Consider the following 20,328-nt stretch of genomic DNA (forward strand, 5'->3'; position numbering starts at 1 on the left):
TACGCATGACCACCGCCAACCGCCGCGAGGTGCTCGCCGGCACCGGTCTCGCAAGCCTAGCCGCCGCGTTGCCCATCACCAACGCCGCGGCCGCGCAGGCGCCTGTCGCGGGCAAGCCCGATCTGTTCGTCGGCACCGGCGGGCACGGCCATACCTATCCCGGCCCATCGCTGCCGTTCGGGATGGTCCAGCTCGGCCCCGACACCGACAATAGTCGCTGGGACGCGTGCTCGGGCTATCACCAGGACGATGGCTCGATCATGGGCTTCAGTCACACGCATTTGTCGGGCACCGGGATCGGCGACATGCTCGACGTGCTGGTCGTGCCGACGCGCGGGCCATTGCAGCTGAAACCCGGCGCGCTCGGCAAACCCGAACAGGGGTATCGCCAGCGTTTCACCGACGAACTCGCCGAGCCCGGCTATTACCGCGTGAAGCTCGAATCGGGCGTGCTCGCCGAACTTACCGTGACCGAGCGGACCGGCCACCACCGCTACAGCTTCCCGCAGGGGCCCGGCCACATCCTGGTCGACTTCGCGCACATGATCCTCGACGTCTGGGACAAGGGCACGCTGATCGACGAGGCCTCGCTGGCGCTGTCCGCTGACGGGATGCTGACGGGCAGCCGCCGCGTTCACCGCTGGGCGAAAGGTAGGCGCATCCACTTCGCGATGCAGCTGTCGCGCAAACCCGACCGCGTCCAGTTCTTCGGTGACGACGACACGCCTGCACCGGCGGGCGCGAAGGGCGTCACCGGCAACCGCCTGAAGGTCGCGTTGTTCTTCGACCAGGCGGGCGGCGCGCCGATCCTCATCAAGACCGGCATCTCCGCCGTCGACGTCGCCGGTGCCAAGGCCGCGCTGCACGGCGAAGCTACAGGCTGGCAGTTCGACGCGGTGCGGCGCTCGGCGGCGCGCACGTGGCAGGCCGAACTCGACCGCGTCCGCGTCGATGGCGGTACGCCCGAACAGCGCACGATCATGGCGAGCGCGCTGTACCACGCGTTCCTGTCGCCGACGCTCTTCACCGACCGCGACGGCCGCTATGTCGGGCTCGACCGCAAGGTGCACCAGACGACCGCCGCCGAGCCCGCCTTCAGCACCTATTCGATGTGGGACACCTACCGCGCGCTGCATCCGCTGCTGACCCTCGTCCAGCCCGACAAGGCGGCGCAGTTCACCCGCGATCTCGTCCGCCAGACGGTGCAGAGCCCGACCGGATCGCCGGTCTGGCCGCTGCAGGGCGTCGAGACCGCGTGCATGATCGGCTGGCATTCGGTGTCGGTGCTCGCCGAAGCCTGCGCCAAAGGAATCAAGGCGGATTACGCCGCCGCGTGGCCGCAGATCCGCAGCCGCGCCTTCGATCGCAATTTCCCCGACATCGACAGCACGCTCGGCCGCGGCTTCTATTACGACCTCGGTTTCGTGCCCGCGGACAAGACCTGGGAGTCGGTCAGCCGCACGCAGGAATACGCCTATGACGACTGGGCGATGGCGGTGCTCGCCGACGCGGCGGGCGCGAAGGCCGACGCCGCCGCACTGCGCAAGCGCAGCCTCAACTACCGCAACGTCATCGATCCCAGGATCGGCTTCGCCCGGCCGCGCTTCGCCGATGGCAGTTGGTGGGCCGATTACGATCCGATCCAGCTTGGCCACAATCCGGAGAAACAGCGCGATTATACCGAGGCGAACGGATGGCAGGCGACGTTCCTCAACCAGCACGACGTTTACGGCCTGATCGCGCTGTTCGGCAGCGATGCGGGGTTCGTGACGAAGCTCGACGCGCTGTTCACCGCGCCGTCGACGCTGCCGAAGAATGCGCCGCCCGACATCACCGGGCTGGTCGGCCAATATGCGCACGGCAACGAGCCGGACCAGCACGCCGCCTATCTCTACGCCTATGCGGGCGCGCCGTGGAAGACGCAGGCGATGGTGCGTCGCCTGCTGACCGAAATGTACAAGGCCGAGCCCGACGGCGTCATCGGCAACGACGATTGCGGCCAGATGAGCGCGTGGTTCATCCTGTCGGCGCTCGGCTTCTATCCGGTCGACCCGGTCAGCGGCGTGTATGTCTTCGGCTCGCCGCTGTTCGACGCGGCGCAGGTCGATCTCGGCCAGGCACGCACGTTGCGCGTCGTCGCGAAGGGCAATGCGCCGGCCAGCCCCTATGTCCAGTCGGTCCGCTGGAACGGCAAGCCCTGGTCACGGAACTGGATCGCCCACGCCGACATCGCGCGCGGTGGCGAACTGGAGTTCACGATGGGACCGAAGCCGTCGTCGTTCGGTACTGCCAAGGCGGACCGTCCTCCGTCGTTCCAACCGCCGTCATTTCAACCTAGGCCGCGATAGATAAAAAGACGCCTCGGGAACGACGTTCCCGAGGCGCTGAACCGTTCGCCGACAAGGGGGGGGAGCCGACGAACACCCCCTCGCTAAGACGCGGGTGGGGACAAGGACGGGGGTGCATCCGCAACGGCGCTCCCCCAATTCGGATTGGGTCTGGCTCCCATGATCAGCTCCAGCCGGGCGCCATCCTTGACGTCGGCGTGGCTGAACCAGGGCTTCGTCCACGGCTTGCCGTTCAGCGTCGCCGACTGGATGTAGATGTTGGTCGGCGAGTTGCCGCGGGCGACGATCTCCAACGTCCGGCCGTTGCCGAGACGGAGCGCGACCTCGTCGAACACCGGACTGCCCAGCACATAGACGTCGCTCGACGGATCGACCGGATAGAAGCCCATCGCGCTCAACGCATACCAGGACGACGTCGCGCCCTGATCGTCCATCCCGGGATAGCCATAGCCGGAAGCGTCGCTGCCATAGAGCGTGTCGAGGATACGCCGCATCAGCGCCTGCGTCTTCCACGGCTGGCCGCTCCAGGCGTAGAGATACGCTGCGTGCTGGTCGGGCTGGTTGCCCTGCACGTACTGGCCAATCATCCCGGTGCAATCGCGGCAGATACCGGTCGGCGTGTAGGGCGTCGCGAAGAACCGATCGAGCTTCGCGTTGAACTTTGCGCGTCCGCCCAACGCAGCGGCCAGCCCCTGCACGTCGTGCGGAACCAGCCACAGGGTCGACCAGCCCGACGCCTCCTTCATCATGTAGTTGTAATACGGCTCCTGCGGATCGAACGGCGCGATCCACTTGCCATCCGCAGTGCGGCCCCGGACGAAGCCGATCGACGGATCGAAGACGTTGCGCCAGTTGGACGCGCGCGCGCGGAACAGCTTGGCGTCGTCGGTCTTGCCAAGCCGCTCGGCGAAGTCCGCCATCGCATGGTCGTCCCACGCATATTCCAGCGTCGTCGCCGCGCCGGCCTTGCCACCGGCATAGGGCGGGCTCGGATTGCCCGGCGGAATCTCGTCCGCGATCCAGCCGTTGCGCTGATATTCCGCCAGATACCCGCGCGGGCCCTTCGGATCGACCGCGTTGCGGCGGAGGAACGCATACGCCGCAGCATAATCGAACGCGATGCCGCGCTTCCACGCGCCGAGATACAGGAATACCGCGTTGTCGCCGTGGAACGAGGTGTTCATATACCCCCGCTCGCGCGCCATATCGAGTTCGGAGCGCATCACGTTCTGGACCAGCTCGGGCTCCATCAGCTCCAGCAGCACGATCTGGTTGCGCCCGGTATCCCAGAACGGCACCGGCCCGTACCGGTCATAGGTCGCGGTCTGGATCTTGCCGTTGGTGTCGGTAAAGCGCTCGCCCTTGTGCGCCAGCAGGCGCGGGCTGGCGAAGGACTGGAACAGCGTCGAGTAGAACAGCATTCGCTGTTTCGGCGTACCGCCCTTCACCTGTACGCGGTTCAGCAACGCGGCCCATGTGTTCGCCGCGGCCTGGTGGACGCCCTCGAAATTCCACCCCGGTTGTTCCTGTCGCAGGCGTCGTTCGGCGTCGGCAAAGCTCTGGCCGTGTGCGATCTTCACCAGCACCGTTTCGTCCTGCTTGGTGGTGAAGTTCAGATAGGTGCCGGCGAAGCTGCCGGTGATCGTGCGCGATGCGGGGACGACGTCCTTGTCGCCGATGCCGTAGCCGCGGCTGGTGCCCGGCGACTTGCGGAACGTGCCATAGCCGCTGAACGGCTTGGAGAATTGCGCGACGAAATAGCGGCCGTCGCGCGCATCGTCGTCGCCGCGCTCGGCGGCGATACCCCGCACCTGGGTGTTGCCGACGACCTCGACCTCGCCGCCGCGGCCGGGCAGGTTAAGGATCAGGTGCGATCGCTCGCTGGCCGGAAAGGTGAACCGCATCAGGCTGGTCCACTGCGTCGCGGTCAGTTCGGCGCGCGTCCGGAAGGTGTCGAGATAGACCGAATAATAGCCCGGCCGCGCGACTTCCTTCGCCTTGTCGTAATAGGCCTGGGTATAGGCGGGCGGCACCGTCCAGTCGCCGACGACCGGCATGATGATCGGTTGCGCGCGCGCGCCATAGGATGGCCCGCCGCCACCGGTGAAGCCGATCATCGTCGGGCTTGGATAATGATAGGGCGTGGCGACCCCGGTCGGATAGGTCGCCTCGACGTTGACGTTGACCGGCGCTGCCTCGACCGAGCTGTTGGGCAGTCGCGCGCCGGGCGAGGTGATCCCCGAATAGACCGGTTCGCCGGGCGGCGGCGCGTTGCCGATCAGTTCGGGACGGTCGAGCGGCGCGGTACCGACCAGGGGGTTGGCTTCCTCGACCGGCGATTTGTCCGATCCGCTGGAATGCTGGCCGTTCACCCCGCCCAGGGGCGTCAGCACCAGGATCGTGGCGATCGCCGTGGTCCGCCGTGCAACCGACAGGCTGCGCGCGACACGCGAGAGCGGGGCAGGGCGTCTTGTATCCGTCACGGGGCAATCCTCCTCCGCCGCCGGGTCTCTGTACGAACCGCGTGCTGCACCCCGATACTTTATTAAACTAATTTGATTGTCAATAAGGACAGCAAGCCTGCTGCAAGTTGCCAATTCGGCGAGGGGGGTGGCGAGGGGCTCGGCGGCTCGATCGCGGCTGCGGGCTCAGGTCGCGCTAGCGGCGGCGCCTAGCAGGGGCGCGCGCTGGAGCGGCGGTGCTGCTGCGGACGATCAGTTCGTGATCCAGCGTGACCTGTCGCGACGGGCTGTCGACGCCGCGCAAAATATCGACCAGCAGCTCGACGGTGCGGCGGCCGATCATGGCCTTGGGCTGGGCGATCGTCGTCAGCGGCGGCTGGAAATAGCGCGCGAGCGGAAGGTCGTCGAAGCCGATCACCGAAACGTCGTTCGGGCAGGACAGCCCCGCGTCGCCGATCGCGCTGAGTGCGCCCATCGCCATCTCGTCGCTGAAGCAGAAGATCGCGGTCACGTCCTGCGCGAGCAGGTCGCGGGTGTGAACGACCGCGGGGCCGGCGGAATAGTCGCCGACGCGGATGTGCAGGCCATCGCGCAGGCCGGCGCGGGTCGCGGCATCGATCGCCCCGGCAAGGCGGTCGCGGCTGATCGGGCTGATCTCGGGGCCGGTGACGACGCCGATCCTGCGGTGGCCGAGGCCGATCAGATGCCCGATCGCGTCGGCGCTCGCCGCGGCGTTGTCGATATGGACGCTGGGGACACCGAGGTCGGGGCTGTATTCGCAGCCGTTGACGATCGGCGCGGCGATTCCCCTGCGTGCCATCAGCGGGGCGAGGCTGGCAGGCAGGCGATGGCCGAGGAAGATCAGCCCGTCGACCTCGCGGCGCGAGAGCATGTCGGCATATTGATCCTCGACCTCGGGATCATGCCGGGTGTCGCCGACCACGACCGAATACCCGGCATCCCGCGCGGCCTCCTCGGCGCCGCGGATGACGCTGGCGAAGAACGCGTTCGAGATATCGGGGACGGTCAGAAGGATCTTGGCGGCGCGCAAGGTCCGCAGACTCCGCGCGGCGACGTTGGGCGCGTACCCCGTTTCGCGGACGACCGCGAGCACCCGCAGGCGGGTATCCTCGGACACCTGTTCGGGCCGGCTCAACACGCGTGACACGGTTGCGGTAGAGACACCCGCGAGCGCGGCCACTTCGATGATCGTCGGCATGAGGACCGTCATGGATGCCGTCGTCGGCACTGTCGATATATATCCGATGTAATCCTTTACATTCGGATCGCGGCTCCGTAGCTTTGCGGTCGACAAGCAGGCAAACTGCGATCGGAGAGGTGGCGAATGGCGGTTGCAGATACAGGGTCTCAGGCCACGACCGGCGGCGTTCTGACGGGCCGCCTCAGCGCCATGATGTTCATGCAGTTCTTCGTCTGGGGCGCCTGGACCGTAACCCTCGGCCTCGTCATGCAGACCGTCGGCATCGGCAACCTCATCGGCAACGCCTTTTCGGTCGGCCCGATCGCGTCGATCGTCGGCTCGTTCCTGCTCGGCATGGCGGCGGCGCGCTACGTCGCCCCGCGGATGCTGATGGTGATCCTGCACCTGATCGGCGGCGTGCTGCTGTTCCTGCTCCCGGCGCTGGTCACACCCGAGAATGGCCGGACCTTCGTCTGGCTGCTGCTCTGCTACATGATCCTTTACATGCCGACGGTGGGCCTTGCGAACACGATCGCGCTGAAGAGCTTTGGCGAGCGGACCGACAAATTCCCGTTCGTCCGTGCGTTCGGCACACTCGGCTGGATCACCGCTGGCCTCCTCATCGGCTGGGCGGGCCTGTCCGCTAGCCCGGAGATTTTCCGCGTCGCAGGCGTGGTGTCGATCGTGCTCGGCCTCTACAGCTTCACGCTGCCGAACGTCACGGCGGATGCGCCGCGTGACGAGAGCGTGCTCCGGCAGGTGTTCTGCGTCGAGGCGTTCGGGTTGCTCAAGCAGCGCTCGTTCCTGATCTTCATGACCTGCGCGACGCTGATCTCGATCCCGCTCGCGATGTATTATGCCTATGCCTCGCCCTATGTCGGTGCGACGGGCATCAGCAACGTGGGCGGCACGCTCGCGATCGGGCAGATGTCCGAGCTCGTCTTCATGTTCTCGATGCCGTGGCTGTACCGCCGGTTCGGCGTGAAGCCGCTGCTGCTGGTCGGCATGGCCGCATGGGCGTTGCGTTATGCTTTGTTCGCGATCGGCGATGGTGGATCGTCGATCTGGGCAGTGTATCTCGGCGTCGCGCTGCACGGCGTGTGCTATGATTTCTTCTTCGTCGCCGGCGCGATCTACACCGGCACGATTGCCACGCCAAAGGGTGTGAACGCGCAGGCGCAGGGCATGCTGACGCTGTTCACCTACGGCGTCGGCATGCTGCTCGGCTCGCAGATCGGCGCGCTGCTGTACGCGCAGCTGCCCGCATCGCCGACCATCGCCGACTGGCAGCATATGTGGTGGTATCCCGCCATCGCCGCCGCAGTGATCGCGCTGCTGTTCCAGTTCACGTTCCGCGACGACATCAGGAAGATCGCAGCATGACCGGTATGAAGGGCCCCGGGATATTCCTCGCCCAGTTCCTTGGCGACGAAGCGCCGTTCGACACGCTCGACGGTCTGGCGGAATGGGCGGCGGGGCTCGGCTATGTCGGCGTCCAGATCCCCTGCAACGCGCAGTTGATCGACCTGAAGCTCGCCGCCGAGAGCAAGACCTATTGCGACGATCTTCGCGGTGGTTTGGCAAAGCACGGCATCGAAGTCACCGAACTGTCAACGCATCTGCAAGGCCAGCTCGTCGCGGTGCATCCGGCGTACGACACGCTGTTCGACGGCTTCGCGCCCCCCGAGGTTCACGGCAAACCTGCCGAGCGCCAGCTTTGGGCGGTCGAACAGGTCAAGCTCGCCGCGCGCGCAAGCGCCAATCTGGGCCTATCCGCGCATGCCACCTTCTCTGGCGCACTGGCTTGGCCGTACGTCTATCCCTGGCCGCAACGTCCCGACGGGCTGATCGAGGAAGCTTTTGCCGAACTCGCGCGTCGCTGGACTCCGATCCTCGACGTGTTCGAGGAGGCCGGCGTCGACTGCGCATTTGAGGTGCATCCCGGCGAGGACGTCCATGACGGCGCGACCTGGGAGCGGTTCCTGGCGGCAGTCGACAACCACCCCCGTGCGCGCCTCCTGTTCGATCCGTCGCACTTCGTGTTGCAGCAGCTCGATTATCTCGACTTCATCGACCGCTATCACGACCGGATTTCGTGCTTCCACGTCAAGGATGCCGAGTTCAACCCGAACGGGCGGACCGGCGTCTATGGCGGCTACGAGAACTGGGTCGACCGCGCCGGCCGGTTCCGTTCGCTCGGCGACGGGCAGGTCGATTTCTCGTCCATCTTTAGCAAGATGGCGCAGTACGGCTATGACGGCTGGGCAGTGCTCGAATGGGAGTGCGCGCTGAAACGGTCCGATGACGGCGCCCGCGAAGGTGCGCCGTTCATCCGCGATCACATCATTCGCAAGACCGAGCGCTCTTTCGACGATTTCGCCGCCAGCGGGATCGATCGCTCTGCGATCCGCAAGCTGCTTGGGCTATCGGAGGAGCGGCCGTGAGCCGGCTTCGTCTCGGCATGGCCGGCGGCGGGGAGGGGGCCTTTATCGGCGCCGTCCACCGGAGGGCGGCGGCGCTCGACGGCGATTGGGACCTGGTGGCGGGTGCGTTCAGTACCGATGGCGGGCGCAATACGCGCACCGGCGAGCTGCTCGGTCTCGATCAGCAGCGCGTCTACCCGTCGCTTGAAGCACTTATCGCGCACGAATGCACATTGCCCGCGGACCAGCGCATCGAAGCGCTAGCGATCGTTACGCCGAACCACCTCCACGCGCCGATGGCGATCGCCGCGCTGAACGCCGGCTTCCACGTCTTCTGCGAAAAGCCGATGGCGATGAGCGTCGTCGAGGCCGAGGCGATCGCCGCAGCCGCCAAGGCCAGCGGCCGCCACTTTGCGCTGGCGTTCACCTATAGCGGCTACCCGATGATTGAAGAGGCGCGCGCACGTGTCGAACGCCGCGATTTCGGCGCGATCCGGTTGGTGCAGGTGGAATATCTACAAGGCTGGCTCAGCCAACCAATCGACACCGACGGCAACAAGCAGGCCGAATGGCGCACCGATCCCGCCCGCGCGGGACTCGGCGGCTGTCTCGGCGACATCGGCACGCACGCGTTCCAGCTTGCCGAGCATGTCTCCGGCCTGTCCGTGCAATCGGTCTCGGCAGATCTCACAACGCATGTCGAGGGCCGTCGACTCGACGACGACGTCAGCGCGCTGCTCCGGTTCGAGGGCGGCGCGCGCGGCGTGCTTAAGGCGAGTCAGGTCGCGGCGGGCGAAGAGAACGGGTTGCGACTGCGTATCCACGGCGAACGCGGCGGCATCGACTGGTCACAGATGGAGCCCAACACGCTGACGCTCCGCTGGCTCGACCACCCGGCCGAGATCGTGCGAACCGGCGGCCCGGGGATGCTCGACGCGACCGCCATGCTGGTGCGTACACCGGCGGGTCATCCCGAGGGGTATATCGAGGCATTCGCCAACCTTTACCGCGCGTTCGCCTCCGCGATCCGCGGGAATGGCGACGACCGCTGGTTTCCGGGCGTGGTCGACGGACTGCGGACGATGCGCTTCATCGAGGCGGTGATCGACAACGCGGGCTCGGACCGGAAGTGGACATCAATGGATTCGGGAGACACGAAATGAAGTTGCTCATGGCTCTGGTCGCGGGAAGTATCGCCGCGGTTGCGGCAGTCACGGTGTCCGCACCGACCACCGCACAGTCGACTGCGGCCTCGCCGCCGGCGTTCGCCGCCTGCCGCGCCTGCCACACCGTCGTGAAGGGCGGCCGCAACGGTATCGGCCCGAACCTGTACGGCGTGGTTGGTCGTGCTGCAGCGGCGGCGCCGGGCTTCAACTACTCCCCTGCGATGAAGGCGTCGAAGCTGCGCTGGGACGAGAAGACGCTCAACGAATATCTGGCCGCACCCCAGAAGAAGGTCCCGGGCACGCGCATGCCGATCGCGACCCCCGATGCCGCCAAGCGCGCGGCGATCATCGCGTATCTCAAGGCCGAGGGCTCGAAATGATGGCACTGGCCGCATGACGTTTTCCCGCAGAAACCTGCTCGCGGGGGGGCTCGCGGCCAGCGCCGCCGCGTCGCTGGTGCCGGGCATGGCCGGGGGGCAACGCCGCAGCAGCAATGCTGCGCGCTTCTCGCTCGGCTATGCGCCGCACGAGGGTAGTTTCGCCAGCCGCGGCGGGCGGATCGAGCAGATCGCCTACGCCGCCGACCAGGGCTTCACCGCCTGGGAGGATAACGAGGCGGCAACGCGCTCGGTCGCCGAGCAGGAGCAGATGGCCAAGGCGCTCGCGCAACGCGGTATGACGATGGGCGTGTTCGTCGCCAGCATGCCGAAATGGGCGAAGTCCAGGCCGTTGCTCGGCGCGATCGATGGCGCCGAGCGCGAGGCGTTCCTCGCCGATATCCGCGCGTCGCTCGACGTCGCCAAGCGGCTGAATGCAAAGCGGATGACCGTCGTCACGGGGTTCATGGATCCGAAGGTGCCCGTCGATATCCAGACCGCCCGCGTGATCGACGTGATGCGCCGCGCGGGCGATATCGTTGCGTCCTCGGGCACGGCGATGGTGATGGAGCCGCTTAACACGCGGACCAACCATCCCGGCGTCTATATGCAGACGATTTCGCAGGGCTATGCGGTTGCGCGCGGTGCCAACAGCCCGGCAGTGAAAATCCTCGCCGACCTGTATCACGAGCAGATCCAGTCGGGGAACCTGATCCCGACGCTCGACACCTGCTGGGACGAGATCGGCTATATCCAGTTCGGCGACAATCCCGGCCGTAACGAGCCGTCGACCGGCGAGATCAACTTCGCGTCGATCGTGAAGTGGCTGAAGACGAAACGCTACACCGGTGTGATCGGCATGGAGCACGGGAATTCGATCGCCGGGCGTGCGGGCGAGGATCGCTTGATCGCCGCCTATCGCGAGATTGACGCGGCATGAGGGTGGGGGCGCGTTTGCTGGCGAGCTTCATCGCCATGACCGTCGCATCGGGGGCGGTATCGGCTGAAGAGAAGCCCGGGTTCAAGGACACGCCAAAACTGCCCGGCGGACAGTGGCGTGTGCATGATGCCGATCGACCTGCACCGATCGTCGTCGCGCCGGCGAGCAATCCCGGCGGCGCCCCCGCCGATGCGGTCGTGCTGTTCGGTGGGCGCTCGCTCGATGCCTGGAAACCGGATCGTATCGCGTGGCCGATTGCGGACGGTGTCCTGACGATCCCGTCGCGCGCGAAGAGTGGCGGAGAGAACAACCTAGTCTCGAAACAGAGCTTCGGCGACGTGCAGATGCATCTCGAATTCCGCTCGCCCAATCCGCCAACCAAGAGTTCGCAGGATCGCGGTAACAGCGGTATCTGGTTCATGCAGCGCTATGAACTGCAGATCCTCGATGGCTCGCAGAACCCGACCTATGCCGATGGCACGGTTGGAGCGGTTTATGGCTGGAAGCCGCCGCTGGTGAACGCCGCGCGTCGTCCCGGCGAGTGGCAGACCTACGACATCGTGTTCGAGCGGCCCCGTTTTGCCGCTGATGGCAGCCTGCTCCGGCCGGCCTACGTCACCGCGTTACTGAATGGCGTGCTCGTTCAGAACCATCAGGCGATGCTGGGCACGACCATCTGGCGCAAGGTCGCCAGCTATACGGCACATGCCGATGCCGCGCCGATCCAGCTTCAGGATCACGATTCGCCGGTATCGTTTCGCAACATCTGGATCCGTCCGCTGACCGAAGCGGCGATCGCGCAGGACCTTGGAAAGGACGGTAAATGATCGACCGCAGAACAGCATTAGCCGGTGTCGTCGGCATGTTCGGGACGGCACTCTTCGCGCCGATCGCGCGCGCTGCCGGTGTTGGACAGGCACCCGGCGCGGCGGCGGGGATCCCTGTCATCAGCGAAGGCCCGCCAAGCGTCGCGGTCTTCACCGCTTCCCAGCGCGCGCTGATGACCGCGCTTAGCGAACGCGTGCTGCCGACCACCGATACGCCCGGCGCGATCGCCGCGGGCGTGCCCGCCTATATCGAAAAGCTGCTCGCCGACTGGGCTGCACCGGCCGACCGCGTGCCGATCCTCGCCGGGCTCGACGCGATCGAAGCGCGCAGTCTGAAGGACTACAAGGTCGCTGGCGCAAAGGCGACCGCGGCACAGCAGGATGCATTGCTCACGCTGGCGATGAACGACCAGATCCCGTCCGGCGGCGTCTTCTTCGAGGCGTTCCGCCAGCTCGTCGTCACCGGCTATTACACGTCGGAAATCGGCATGACTCAGGAGCGCGAATATCTGCCGGTGCCGGGCGAATATAACGGCCAGTTTCCCTATTCTCAGGTCAACAAGGTGTATTCCGCATGATCCTCAGCCGTAGAACCCTGCTCGCTGGCTCCGGCGCGGTCGCAGCCCTCGCGTTTGTCCCGACAGCCTCCGCCGCGCAGTTGAAGGCGATCGGCCTGCAACTCTACACGATCCGCGACATCTTCTCGAAGGATCCGTTCGGTACGCTCGGGCAGGTTGCCAAGATCGGCTACCGCGAAGTCGAATTCGGCGGTGGCGGCTATGAAGGCATGGACCACGCGCAGCTGCGCAAGACGATGGACAAGCTCGGTCTGACCGCGCCGTCCGTGCACATCGGCTACGATGCGTTGCTCCAGCGGTTTGACCAGTCGGTGACGATGGCCAAGACGCTCGGTGCCACCACGGTCGTGCTGCCGTACATGACCGACGAGCATCGCAGCGAAGCGGGCTGGACCGCGGCACTGCCGAACTTCAACCGGTTTGCCACCGATCTGAAAAAGGCCGGGCTGGGCTTTGCGTACCACAATCACGATTTCGAGTTCACCACCAAGCCGGGCGGCGTCAGCCTGTACGAACGGCTGCTGAAGGAGACCGACCCGGCGCTCGTGAAGCTCGAACTCGATCTCTACTGGGCGTTGCATGCCGGCGAGAATCTGACGACGCTGATCGAGCGGCTGTCGCAGCGCCTCTACGCCTTCCACGTCAAGGACATGCGGCCCGATCGCAGCATGGCGGCGGTCGGCGCGGGCACGGTCGATTTCGGTGCGCTGTTCAAGCTGAAGGGCAGCGCCGGCGTGCGGCATTTCTACGTCGAGAACGATCAGGCCCCTACGCCCTATCTGCCTGACATCACCACAAGTTTCCGGACACTGCGCGCGCTTCGATTCTAACGGGTGCGTTTCTGACCAGGTAATACGAGTATTAGGAGAGGAAGATCATGGCTGAGACCAACAGGTTCGACGCGATCGTAATTGGTTCGGGCGTCAGCGGCGGTTTCGCTGCGAAGGAGTTGACCGAGAAGGGCCTGCGCGTCCTGATGCTCGACCGCGGCAAGATGGTCGAGCACGGCGAGGGCTACACCTATGACGGCAAGCCCGCCTACGAGGTTCCCGCGCGCAATATCATGCCCAAGGCGCTGATGGAGAGCGATTATTTCATCGGCAAGCACGGCTATGTCCAGCCCAGCAACCGCGAGTTCCACAATGATGACCGGCTGAACCCGTACGCCTATGACGAGGGCAGCAAATTCTACTGGATCCGGCCCGGCGCGGTCGGTGGCAAGTCGCTGATCTGGGGCCGCTGGTGCTTCCGCTGGAGCCCCGCCGATTTCGAGGCGAACAAGCGCGACGGCATCGATGGCGACTGGCCGATCCGCTATGCCGACGTTGCGCCGTGGTACAGCTATGTCGAGAAATACATCGGCGTGTCAGGCTCGCGCGAGAACCTCGACTATTTGCCCGACAGCGAATTCCAGCCGCCGATGCCAATGAATGTCGCCGAGAAGTGGTTGAAGCAGGGTCTTGAAACCAAGTTCCCGGGCCGGAAGCTGATCAATACGCGGCTGTCGAACATGACCGAAGACAAGCCCGACCAGAACCGCACCAAATGCCAGTTCCGCAACCAGTGCGGGAATGGCTGCTCGTTCGGCGCGTATTTCTCGACCCAGGCCGTCACCTTGCCGGCCGCGCGCGCAACGGGACGGTTGACGCTGAAATCGGACTCGGTCGTCACCAATCTGGTCTACGACGCAGCGCAGAAGAAGGTCACCGGCGTCCACTATATCGATGCGAAGACCGGCAAGGCGGAAACCGTTAACGCCGATCTCGTCTTTCTCTGCGCGTCGGCGATCGCCTCGACGCAGATCATGCTGAACTCGCGCGCACCGGGCAGCGACCGCAGCTATTTTGACGAGAGCGGCACGCTCGGCCGCTATGTGATGGACCACATCTTCCGCGTCGGGATCGAAGGCGACATCCCCGGCATGGAGGAGTTCATCGAATTCGGTCGCCGTCCGGGTGGTGTCTACATCCCGCGCTTCCGCAATATCGGCGGCGACGAGGGCGTCGGCTTCAAGCGTGGTTATGGCTATCAGGGCAGCGCCTATCGCAACCCTGCCGCGCCGGTCGGTTTCGGAGCGTCGATGAAGCAGGGCATGCGCAAATACGCGCCGTGGAAATTCAGCATGGGCGCGTTCGGCGAGTGCCTGCCCTATGCCGACAACCGCGTGTCGCTGCACACGAGCAAGGTCGACCGGTTCGGGGTGCCGCTGGTTCGCTTCGACGTCCGCTTCCGCGACAACGAGTTGAAGATGATGACCGACGCTAGGGCGCAGGGCGAGGCGATGCTGAAGGGTGCGGGCCTGACCAACGTGACGAGCAGCGAGAAGGAGCACGTCCCCGGCGACGCCATCCACGAGATGGGTGGCGCGCGCATGGGCCGCGACCCGCGCACGTCGGTGCTCAACGAGTGGAGCCAGGCGCACGCCGCCTCGAACCTCTACGTCACCGACGGTGCGCAGATGGCGTCGATCTCGTGCGTGAACCCGTCGCTGACATTCATGGCGCTGACTGCGCGCGCTGCGGATCACGCGGTGAAGTCGCTGAGGAAGGCGTAACACTAGGCGGGGCGGGTGCTGCAAGGACCCGCCCACGCTTGACGTGCGATCAGCCGTCCAGTCCGTAGCGCGCCGCCCGTTTTGCGACGTTCGGGTTGATCGCGAGCGCGGCCTTGCGATCGGCATCCGCCGCATCGATCTTGCCCGCGCGCCGCTCGGCGATCGCGCGGGTATAAAGTGACCAGGCGTTGTGCGGGTTGGCTTTGACGGCGGCGTCATAGTCGACGAGTGCGGCATCGAGCTTGCCGAGGCGCAGGTTCACGAGCGCGCGGCTGTCCAGAAAGGCCGCATAGCCGGGGCGTAGCTTCAGGGCGGTGTTGCAATCGGCCATGGCGCGATCGAGCTCGCGGTTGAGCAAGGCGCGAGCCCAGCATCGGCCGTTATACGCGGTCGCTCGATCCGCATCCTCGGCGTGCATCTTCAACCAGGCATCGTAATTGACGATCGCCGCATCCGGGCGATCGAGCGCGTCGTACAGTCCGGCGAGTTGCAGCCGTCGATCCGACCCGGCGGGCAGTGCGCTATCGGCGGCCTTCGCGTCCTCGCTGGCGCCGTCGGGATCGCGACTCATCAGGCGGAGGCGCGCGCGCAGCATGCGGGCGTCGCTGTCTTGTGGCATCAGCGACAAAGCCTTGTCGAGATCTGCCGCGGCGAGCAGGAGCTGGCCGTGTGCAAGCCGCGCCTGCGCGCGCAGATAGACATAGCGGCCTTCCGTAGGCGCCATCGCCACCGCTTTGTCGAGATCGGCAAGGCCCTCGACGGTCCGGCGCTTCGACAGGAACACCGCGGCGCGCCGGCTGAACCCCTCGGCATCGGTCGGCACGGCGGCGGTATCGGTCAGGTCGAGCTTCTCACCCGCAGTGGTGCGCGCGCCGCTCGGCGTCAGCCCGAAGACGGGTCCGCCTTCATAGGTCATGTAGAGCAGGTGGTTCGCGTTCGACACGAAGATGCGGTGCGTCAGGAAGAAATCGAACCCGATCAGCATGTCGCCGTCGATCCCGATGTCGGCGATCTGGAATTTCGGGTGCGGCACGGTCTCTCCGCCCAGATCGATCGTGTCGAACGATGCCCGCCAGGTCGCGAGCTGTTTCGAGCCGATGCCGGAATTCAATCCGACCGCGGTCACGCCGGGGCTGGTTGGCGTGATGCCCGCGCGCTTGGCTGCGGCGAGCGTCATGACGGTGGTCTGCGCGCCTGAATCGAACACCGCGCGCATCTTGACGCCGTTGACCAGCACCGTGCCGACCGTGTGCGGCTTGAACGGTCCGCTGGTGCCGCGTTCGAGCGGAATTGTCGAAAACGGTTTTCCCGCGGCCCAATAGGCGAGGCCGACATTGCTGCATCCTTCGACGCGCATCAGCCGCACCGCACTATGCGGCAGGTCGTATTCGACATCGGCGAGGCCGAGGATGTTCTGGCCAAGCAGCCCGGCGGTGCCCGTATCGCTGCCGCCGACGATGAAGCTGACCCGCGGGATCGGCAGGCCGGCGAGCGAGAAATCCTTCGCACTCGCGACCGACGCGGATGTGTCGCCGTTGACGCCGCGCAACCGGAACCAGGCGGGGGCGGGGTCGCTCTTCAGCCCAAACTCTGCCGCCGACGCGCGCGACACCGTGCTGTAGAACGCGCCGCTATCGACGATGAACCGCGTATCATGCGTGCCGAACTTGGCGTCGACCATCGCGCGTCGACCGATCAGGGTTACGGGAAGTTCGGCGATCCTGGCGACCTTGCACGCGGCAATCGCCGGACCTGCCGTCGCCAGACTTAGCACGGCGAAAGCACTCAATCGAACCCGTGCCCATCCGCGCATGCAAGTCTCCGGTCTTCGAATCTAGGTCCCTTCGTTGGAGGCTATCCAAACCTGAGCGGCATGCAAGGGGCGACGGGCGGGGATAACCGAAACGGCCCACTCCTTGTGCAGAAGGGGGGGCTGCGAATTCTGGGGGCGTAGATTGTTGCGAAAAGGCAACATAACGTAATAAAATTACTACCAAGTTGCAGGGTAATTTACAATGCTTTCGGCATTCGACACGTAGGCGGCACAAAGGCACCGGGGGGTGCCCGATGCGTGCCGCTGCAGTTAGCCACGATCTTGTTACCTGGGGGATATACTTCATGCGTTCGTTCAATCGCACCGCCGCGACCCGTCTGTGCTCCGGCGCCGCGCCGCTCGCCATTCTGCTGAGCTTGAGCAATCCGGCGTTCGCACAGACCACGCCGGCCGGTACCGTCGCGGCAACGACCGACCAGGCGGAGGAGCCTGCGCAGGACATCGTCGTCACCGGTTCGCTGTTCCGCCGGACCAATACCGAGACGCCGTCGCCCGTCACGGTGCTGACCGCGGACAGCCTGGCCAAGGCTGGTATCACGACGGCCGCCGAAGCGATCCGCTCGGTTTCGGCCGATAGCGGCGGTTCGATCGGCGTCGGCTTCCAGAGCGGCTTTTCGGCTGGCGGTGTCGCGGTATCGCTCCGCGGCCTCGGTGTCTCGTCGACGCTGGTGCTGGTCGACGGCCTCCGCTCGGCCAACTTCCCGATCAACGACGATGGCCATAATTCCTACGTCGATCTCAACTCGATCCCGTTCAGCCTGATCGAGCGCGTCGAAGTCCTGAAGGACGGCGCTTCGTCGACCTATGGTGCCGACGCGATCGGCGGCGTGGTCAATTTGATCCTTAAGAAGCAGTTCACCGGCATCGCCGGCACGGTCGAAGCCGGTGCCAGCAGCCGCGGCGACGCGGAGCGCCAGCGCGCCAACCTGACGATCGGCTACGGCGATTACGCGGACAAGGGCTTCAACGTTTATCTGAACGGCGAATTCCAGCAGGATGGTCGCGTCAGCAACCACAGCCGTGGCTTCCCGTACAACAACCGCGATCTGACCTCGATCGGCGGCAACGACAATAACGGTGCCGACAACTCGCTGACCACCGCGACGCCGAATGCGGTCGTGGTGCGTACGACACAAACCGATCTCAACAATCCGCTGAGCGGCGGTACGGCGATCGCCAACGCCAACTACACGACGCTCAATCTCGGTAACTGTGCACGCGGTACTTTCACCCAGACCGGTGTCGCCAACGGCGTCGGCTGCAAGCATAATATCGAAGACGAATATTTTCAGCTCGCGCCATTCCAGCGCAAATATTCGATCAACGGGCGCATCAGCGTGCGTCTGGCTGACAACGTCGAGGGCTACCTGACCGGCAGCTATTCGAACAGCTATGTCAGCATCAACAACGCGCCCCGCGCGCTGCGCAACACCCAGCCTTACGGCGGCGCGCCGTCGCTCGCATCGAGCAATCCCGGCATCGTTCTGCCGGTCTATATCTGTACGGCGGGCATCAATTGCGCGGTTCCCGGCGCGCCGGGCCGCCAGCTCAACCCCAACAACCCGTACGCCACGGCATTCGCCAACACGCCTGCAGCAGGCGCAGCACGCATCTATTACTCGTTCGGCGACATCGACGCCGGCAGCGACCGTACCAACGAAGTGTACCGCTTCGCCGGTGGTCTGCATGGCACGGTCGGCGACGACTGGACCTGGAAGGTCGACGGCGTTTACGCCCGCGACAATCTGGAGATCGTCCAGCGTGGCTATCTGAACATCGCCAACACGCTCAACGCGATCAACACCGGTGCGTATAACTTCGTCAATCCAACGCTGAACTCGCAGGCGGTCCGCGACTTCGTTTCGCCAGACAAGATCACGCCGTCGAATTCCGAGATGTACTCGCTCGATGCGGCGATCACCAAGAAGCTGTTCGACCTTCCCGGCGGCCCGCTGATGGTCGCGGTCGGCGGCCAGGTGCGGCGTGAATCGCTGGTCAACAACAACCAGAATGCCTTGCTCGACACCTACGGTCTCACGACCTCGTCGGCCTTCGGAAAGCACACCGTCTCGGCGGGCTATTTCGAAATCCAGGCGCCCGTGCTCGACATCCTCGAGATCAACGGCTCGGGTCGCTACGATCACTATTCGGAAGGCTTTGGCCGCTTCTCGCCCAAGGTCGGCTTCAAGTTCACGCCGATCCGCCAGTTCGCGGTTCGCGGGACCTATTCGCAGGGCTTCCGTGCACCGACGTTCGCCGAGTCCGGTCCGCGGTCGCAATATGCCGGCTTCGTCAACACGCAGCCTCCGGGCAATTTCTGTGCGGCACATGGCGGCTCGGCGACGGCGACCAACACCTGCGTCACGGGCGGAAACCCGTACAACCTCAACTATTCGGTTGGTCGCGGTTTCGTCGGCAATCCAGATCTGAAGCCAGAAACGTCGCGCAGCTTCACCGGCGGTATCATCGTCGAGCCGACATCGTGGTTCAGCGCGACGGTCGACTATTACAACGTCAAGAAGTCGAACCTGATCGCCAACGGTCCGCTCGCGGGCGATGCGATCGTCGCCTACTACCGGCAGTCGAACCTGGCTGCAGCAACCGCCGCGGTGGCAGCGGTTGGGCAGGGCTATTCGGTCAACACGGTCGACGGCGTCGATCCGGCCTTCCCGAACGCGCTGCCCCGCCTGCTGATCATCAACGCGCCGTTCGTGAACGTGAACTTCGACAAGACGTCGGGCCTCGACTTCTCGGGGACCGCGCGGATCCCGCTTGGTGAGGGCATCCGCTTCACCAGCCGGGTCGAGGCGACCTATATCATCCAGTATGATCGTCACACGGCGCAGGGCGTCCAGAAGTTCGCTGGCACGATGGGCCCGTATGATCTGTCGTCGGGCAACGGCACGCCGAACTGGCGTGGCAACTGGCAGAACACGATCGCAGCCGGCAAGTTCTCGCTGACCGCAACCGCCTATTATGTCGGCAAGATCAAGGCGGTCGCAACCGATCAGGGCAGCCTCGACACGTCGTGTGCCAACAGCCTTTACAAGTCGTCGCAGGCCGGCGTGCCCGTCGATCGGTTCTGCTACGTCAACAGCTTCATCAACGTCGACCTGAATGCGACGGTCGCGGTGAATGATGACTTCTCGTTCTTCGGTAACGTCGGCAACATCCTCGGTGCACGCGCACCGATCGCACCGGCGTCCTACGCCAGCTCGCCGAACTATCTGACCACGTGGCATTATGCCGGTCTGATCGGTCGGACGTTCCGCGCAGGTGCGAACTTTAAGTTCTGATAGCTAACCATCGCGACTGAAAGGGGGCGGCTTCGCGAGAAGCTGCCCCTTTTTCGTATCGTGTCGGGTCGCATGAGAGCCCGCGACAACCGAGCCCGTCTGCACTCGAAGGCGTTACACCGAGGGCGTCCAAACCGACCCGTGCGGGACGGCGCGATGCCGTGCTCGCATTCCCGGGTAATGTTCGTCCGCCAAGGTGATGTGGAGATGCGGATCGCGCGACTTTACGCTGACCGACCCGGAGCGCCACCACCAGCCGATGCGTCCGATCGATACCTGTCAGTCACGGATGGACCGTAGCGCCGGGTTTCGGCACAGGTCA

Annotated in this window: 14 protein-coding genes; 11 read left to right on the forward strand and 3 right to left on the reverse strand. The window is 65.2% G+C overall.

Annotation, left to right across the window (positions count from 1 at the left end):
* The first annotated feature begins 5 nt into the window (after nt 1-5).
* Complete coding sequence (locus O6X71_RS10310) at nt 6-2,348, forward strand: GH92 family glycosyl hydrolase (protein ID WP_353465765.1); 2,343 nt, start codon at nt 6-8, stop codon at nt 2,346-2,348.
* Nucleotides 2,349-2,431: 83 nt separating this feature from the next.
* Here the strand turns inward: O6X71_RS10310 and O6X71_RS10315 are convergent, their stop codons facing one another.
* Both O6X71_RS10315 and O6X71_RS10320 read right to left on the reverse strand, forming a co-directional pair.
* The gene (locus O6X71_RS10315; protein WP_353465766.1) at nt 2,432-4,831 is read right to left on the reverse strand and encodes a GH92 family glycosyl hydrolase; all 2,400 of its coding nucleotides are present in this window, start codon (nt 4,829-4,831) and stop codon (nt 2,432-2,434) included.
* 175 nt (nt 4,832-5,006) lie between these two features.
* The gene (locus tag O6X71_RS10320) at nt 5,007-6,041 is read right to left on the reverse strand and encodes a LacI family DNA-binding transcriptional regulator (RefSeq protein ID WP_353465767.1); all 1,035 of its coding nucleotides are present in this window, start codon (nt 6,039-6,041) and stop codon (nt 5,007-5,009) included.
* Nucleotides 6,042-6,155: 114 nt separating this feature from the next.
* Between O6X71_RS10320 and O6X71_RS10325 the strand changes: the two genes are divergently transcribed.
* Genes O6X71_RS10325 through O6X71_RS10365 form a run of 9 tightly spaced genes read left to right on the forward strand, consistent with a single transcriptional unit; the run spans nt 6,156 to nt 14,876 of the window.
* Complete coding sequence (locus tag O6X71_RS10325) at nt 6,156-7,394, forward strand: MFS transporter (RefSeq protein WP_353465768.1); 1,239 nt, start codon at nt 6,156-6,158, stop codon at nt 7,392-7,394.
* A complete protein-coding gene (locus tag O6X71_RS10330) occupies nt 7,391-8,455 on the forward strand; it encodes a sugar phosphate isomerase/epimerase family protein (RefSeq protein ID WP_353465769.1) in 1,065 nt (354 codons plus the stop codon). The genes O6X71_RS10325 and O6X71_RS10330 overlap by 4 nt, the downstream gene beginning before the upstream one ends.
* A gap of 17 nt (nt 8,456-8,472) precedes the next feature.
* The gene (locus O6X71_RS10335; RefSeq protein ID WP_353465891.1) at nt 8,473-9,597 is read left to right on the forward strand and encodes a Gfo/Idh/MocA family protein; all 1,125 of its coding nucleotides are present in this window, start codon (nt 8,473-8,475) and stop codon (nt 9,595-9,597) included.
* Nucleotides 9,594-9,980: a c-type cytochrome gene (locus O6X71_RS10340; protein WP_353465770.1), complete on the forward strand. Its 387-nt coding sequence runs from the start codon at nt 9,594-9,596 to the stop codon at nt 9,978-9,980. Before O6X71_RS10335 ends, O6X71_RS10340 begins: the two co-directional genes overlap by 4 nt.
* A gap of 13 nt (nt 9,981-9,993) precedes the next feature.
* Complete coding sequence (locus O6X71_RS10345; protein ID WP_353465771.1) at nt 9,994-10,917, forward strand: hydroxypyruvate isomerase family protein; 924 nt, start codon at nt 9,994-9,996, stop codon at nt 10,915-10,917.
* Complete coding sequence (locus O6X71_RS10350; RefSeq protein WP_353465772.1) at nt 10,914-11,744, forward strand: 3-keto-disaccharide hydrolase; 831 nt, start codon at nt 10,914-10,916, stop codon at nt 11,742-11,744. Before O6X71_RS10345 ends, O6X71_RS10350 begins: the two co-directional genes overlap by 4 nt.
* Complete coding sequence (locus tag O6X71_RS10355; RefSeq protein WP_353465773.1) at nt 11,741-12,322, forward strand: gluconate 2-dehydrogenase subunit 3 family protein; 582 nt, start codon at nt 11,741-11,743, stop codon at nt 12,320-12,322. Before O6X71_RS10350 ends, O6X71_RS10355 begins: the two co-directional genes overlap by 4 nt.
* Complete coding sequence (locus O6X71_RS10360; RefSeq protein WP_353465774.1) at nt 12,319-13,152, forward strand: sugar phosphate isomerase/epimerase family protein; 834 nt, start codon at nt 12,319-12,321, stop codon at nt 13,150-13,152. Before O6X71_RS10355 ends, O6X71_RS10360 begins: the two co-directional genes overlap by 4 nt.
* Nucleotides 13,153-13,199: 47 nt before the next feature.
* A complete protein-coding gene (locus O6X71_RS10365) occupies nt 13,200-14,876 on the forward strand; it encodes a GMC family oxidoreductase (protein WP_353465775.1) in 1,677 nt (558 codons plus the stop codon).
* A gap of 49 nt (nt 14,877-14,925) precedes the next feature.
* Here O6X71_RS10365 and O6X71_RS10370 read toward each other — a convergent pair whose 3' ends face one another.
* Nucleotides 14,926-16,689: an aspartyl protease family protein gene (locus O6X71_RS10370; RefSeq protein WP_353465776.1), complete on the reverse strand. Its 1,764-nt coding sequence runs from the start codon at nt 16,687-16,689 to the stop codon at nt 14,926-14,928.
* A gap of 305 nt (nt 16,690-16,994) precedes the next feature.
* Between O6X71_RS10370 and O6X71_RS10375 the strand changes: the two genes are divergently transcribed.
* Entirely contained in the window at nt 16,995-20,006 is a 3,012-nt protein-coding gene (locus O6X71_RS10375; RefSeq protein ID WP_353465777.1) for a TonB-dependent receptor domain-containing protein, read from the forward strand.
* Nucleotides 20,007-20,328 lie beyond the last annotated feature (322 nt).

Source organism: Sphingomonas faeni, from assembly GCF_040407505.1.
In the GTDB taxonomy this organism is placed as follows: Bacteria; Pseudomonadota; Alphaproteobacteria; order Sphingomonadales; family Sphingomonadaceae; genus Sphingomonas; species Sphingomonas faeni_E.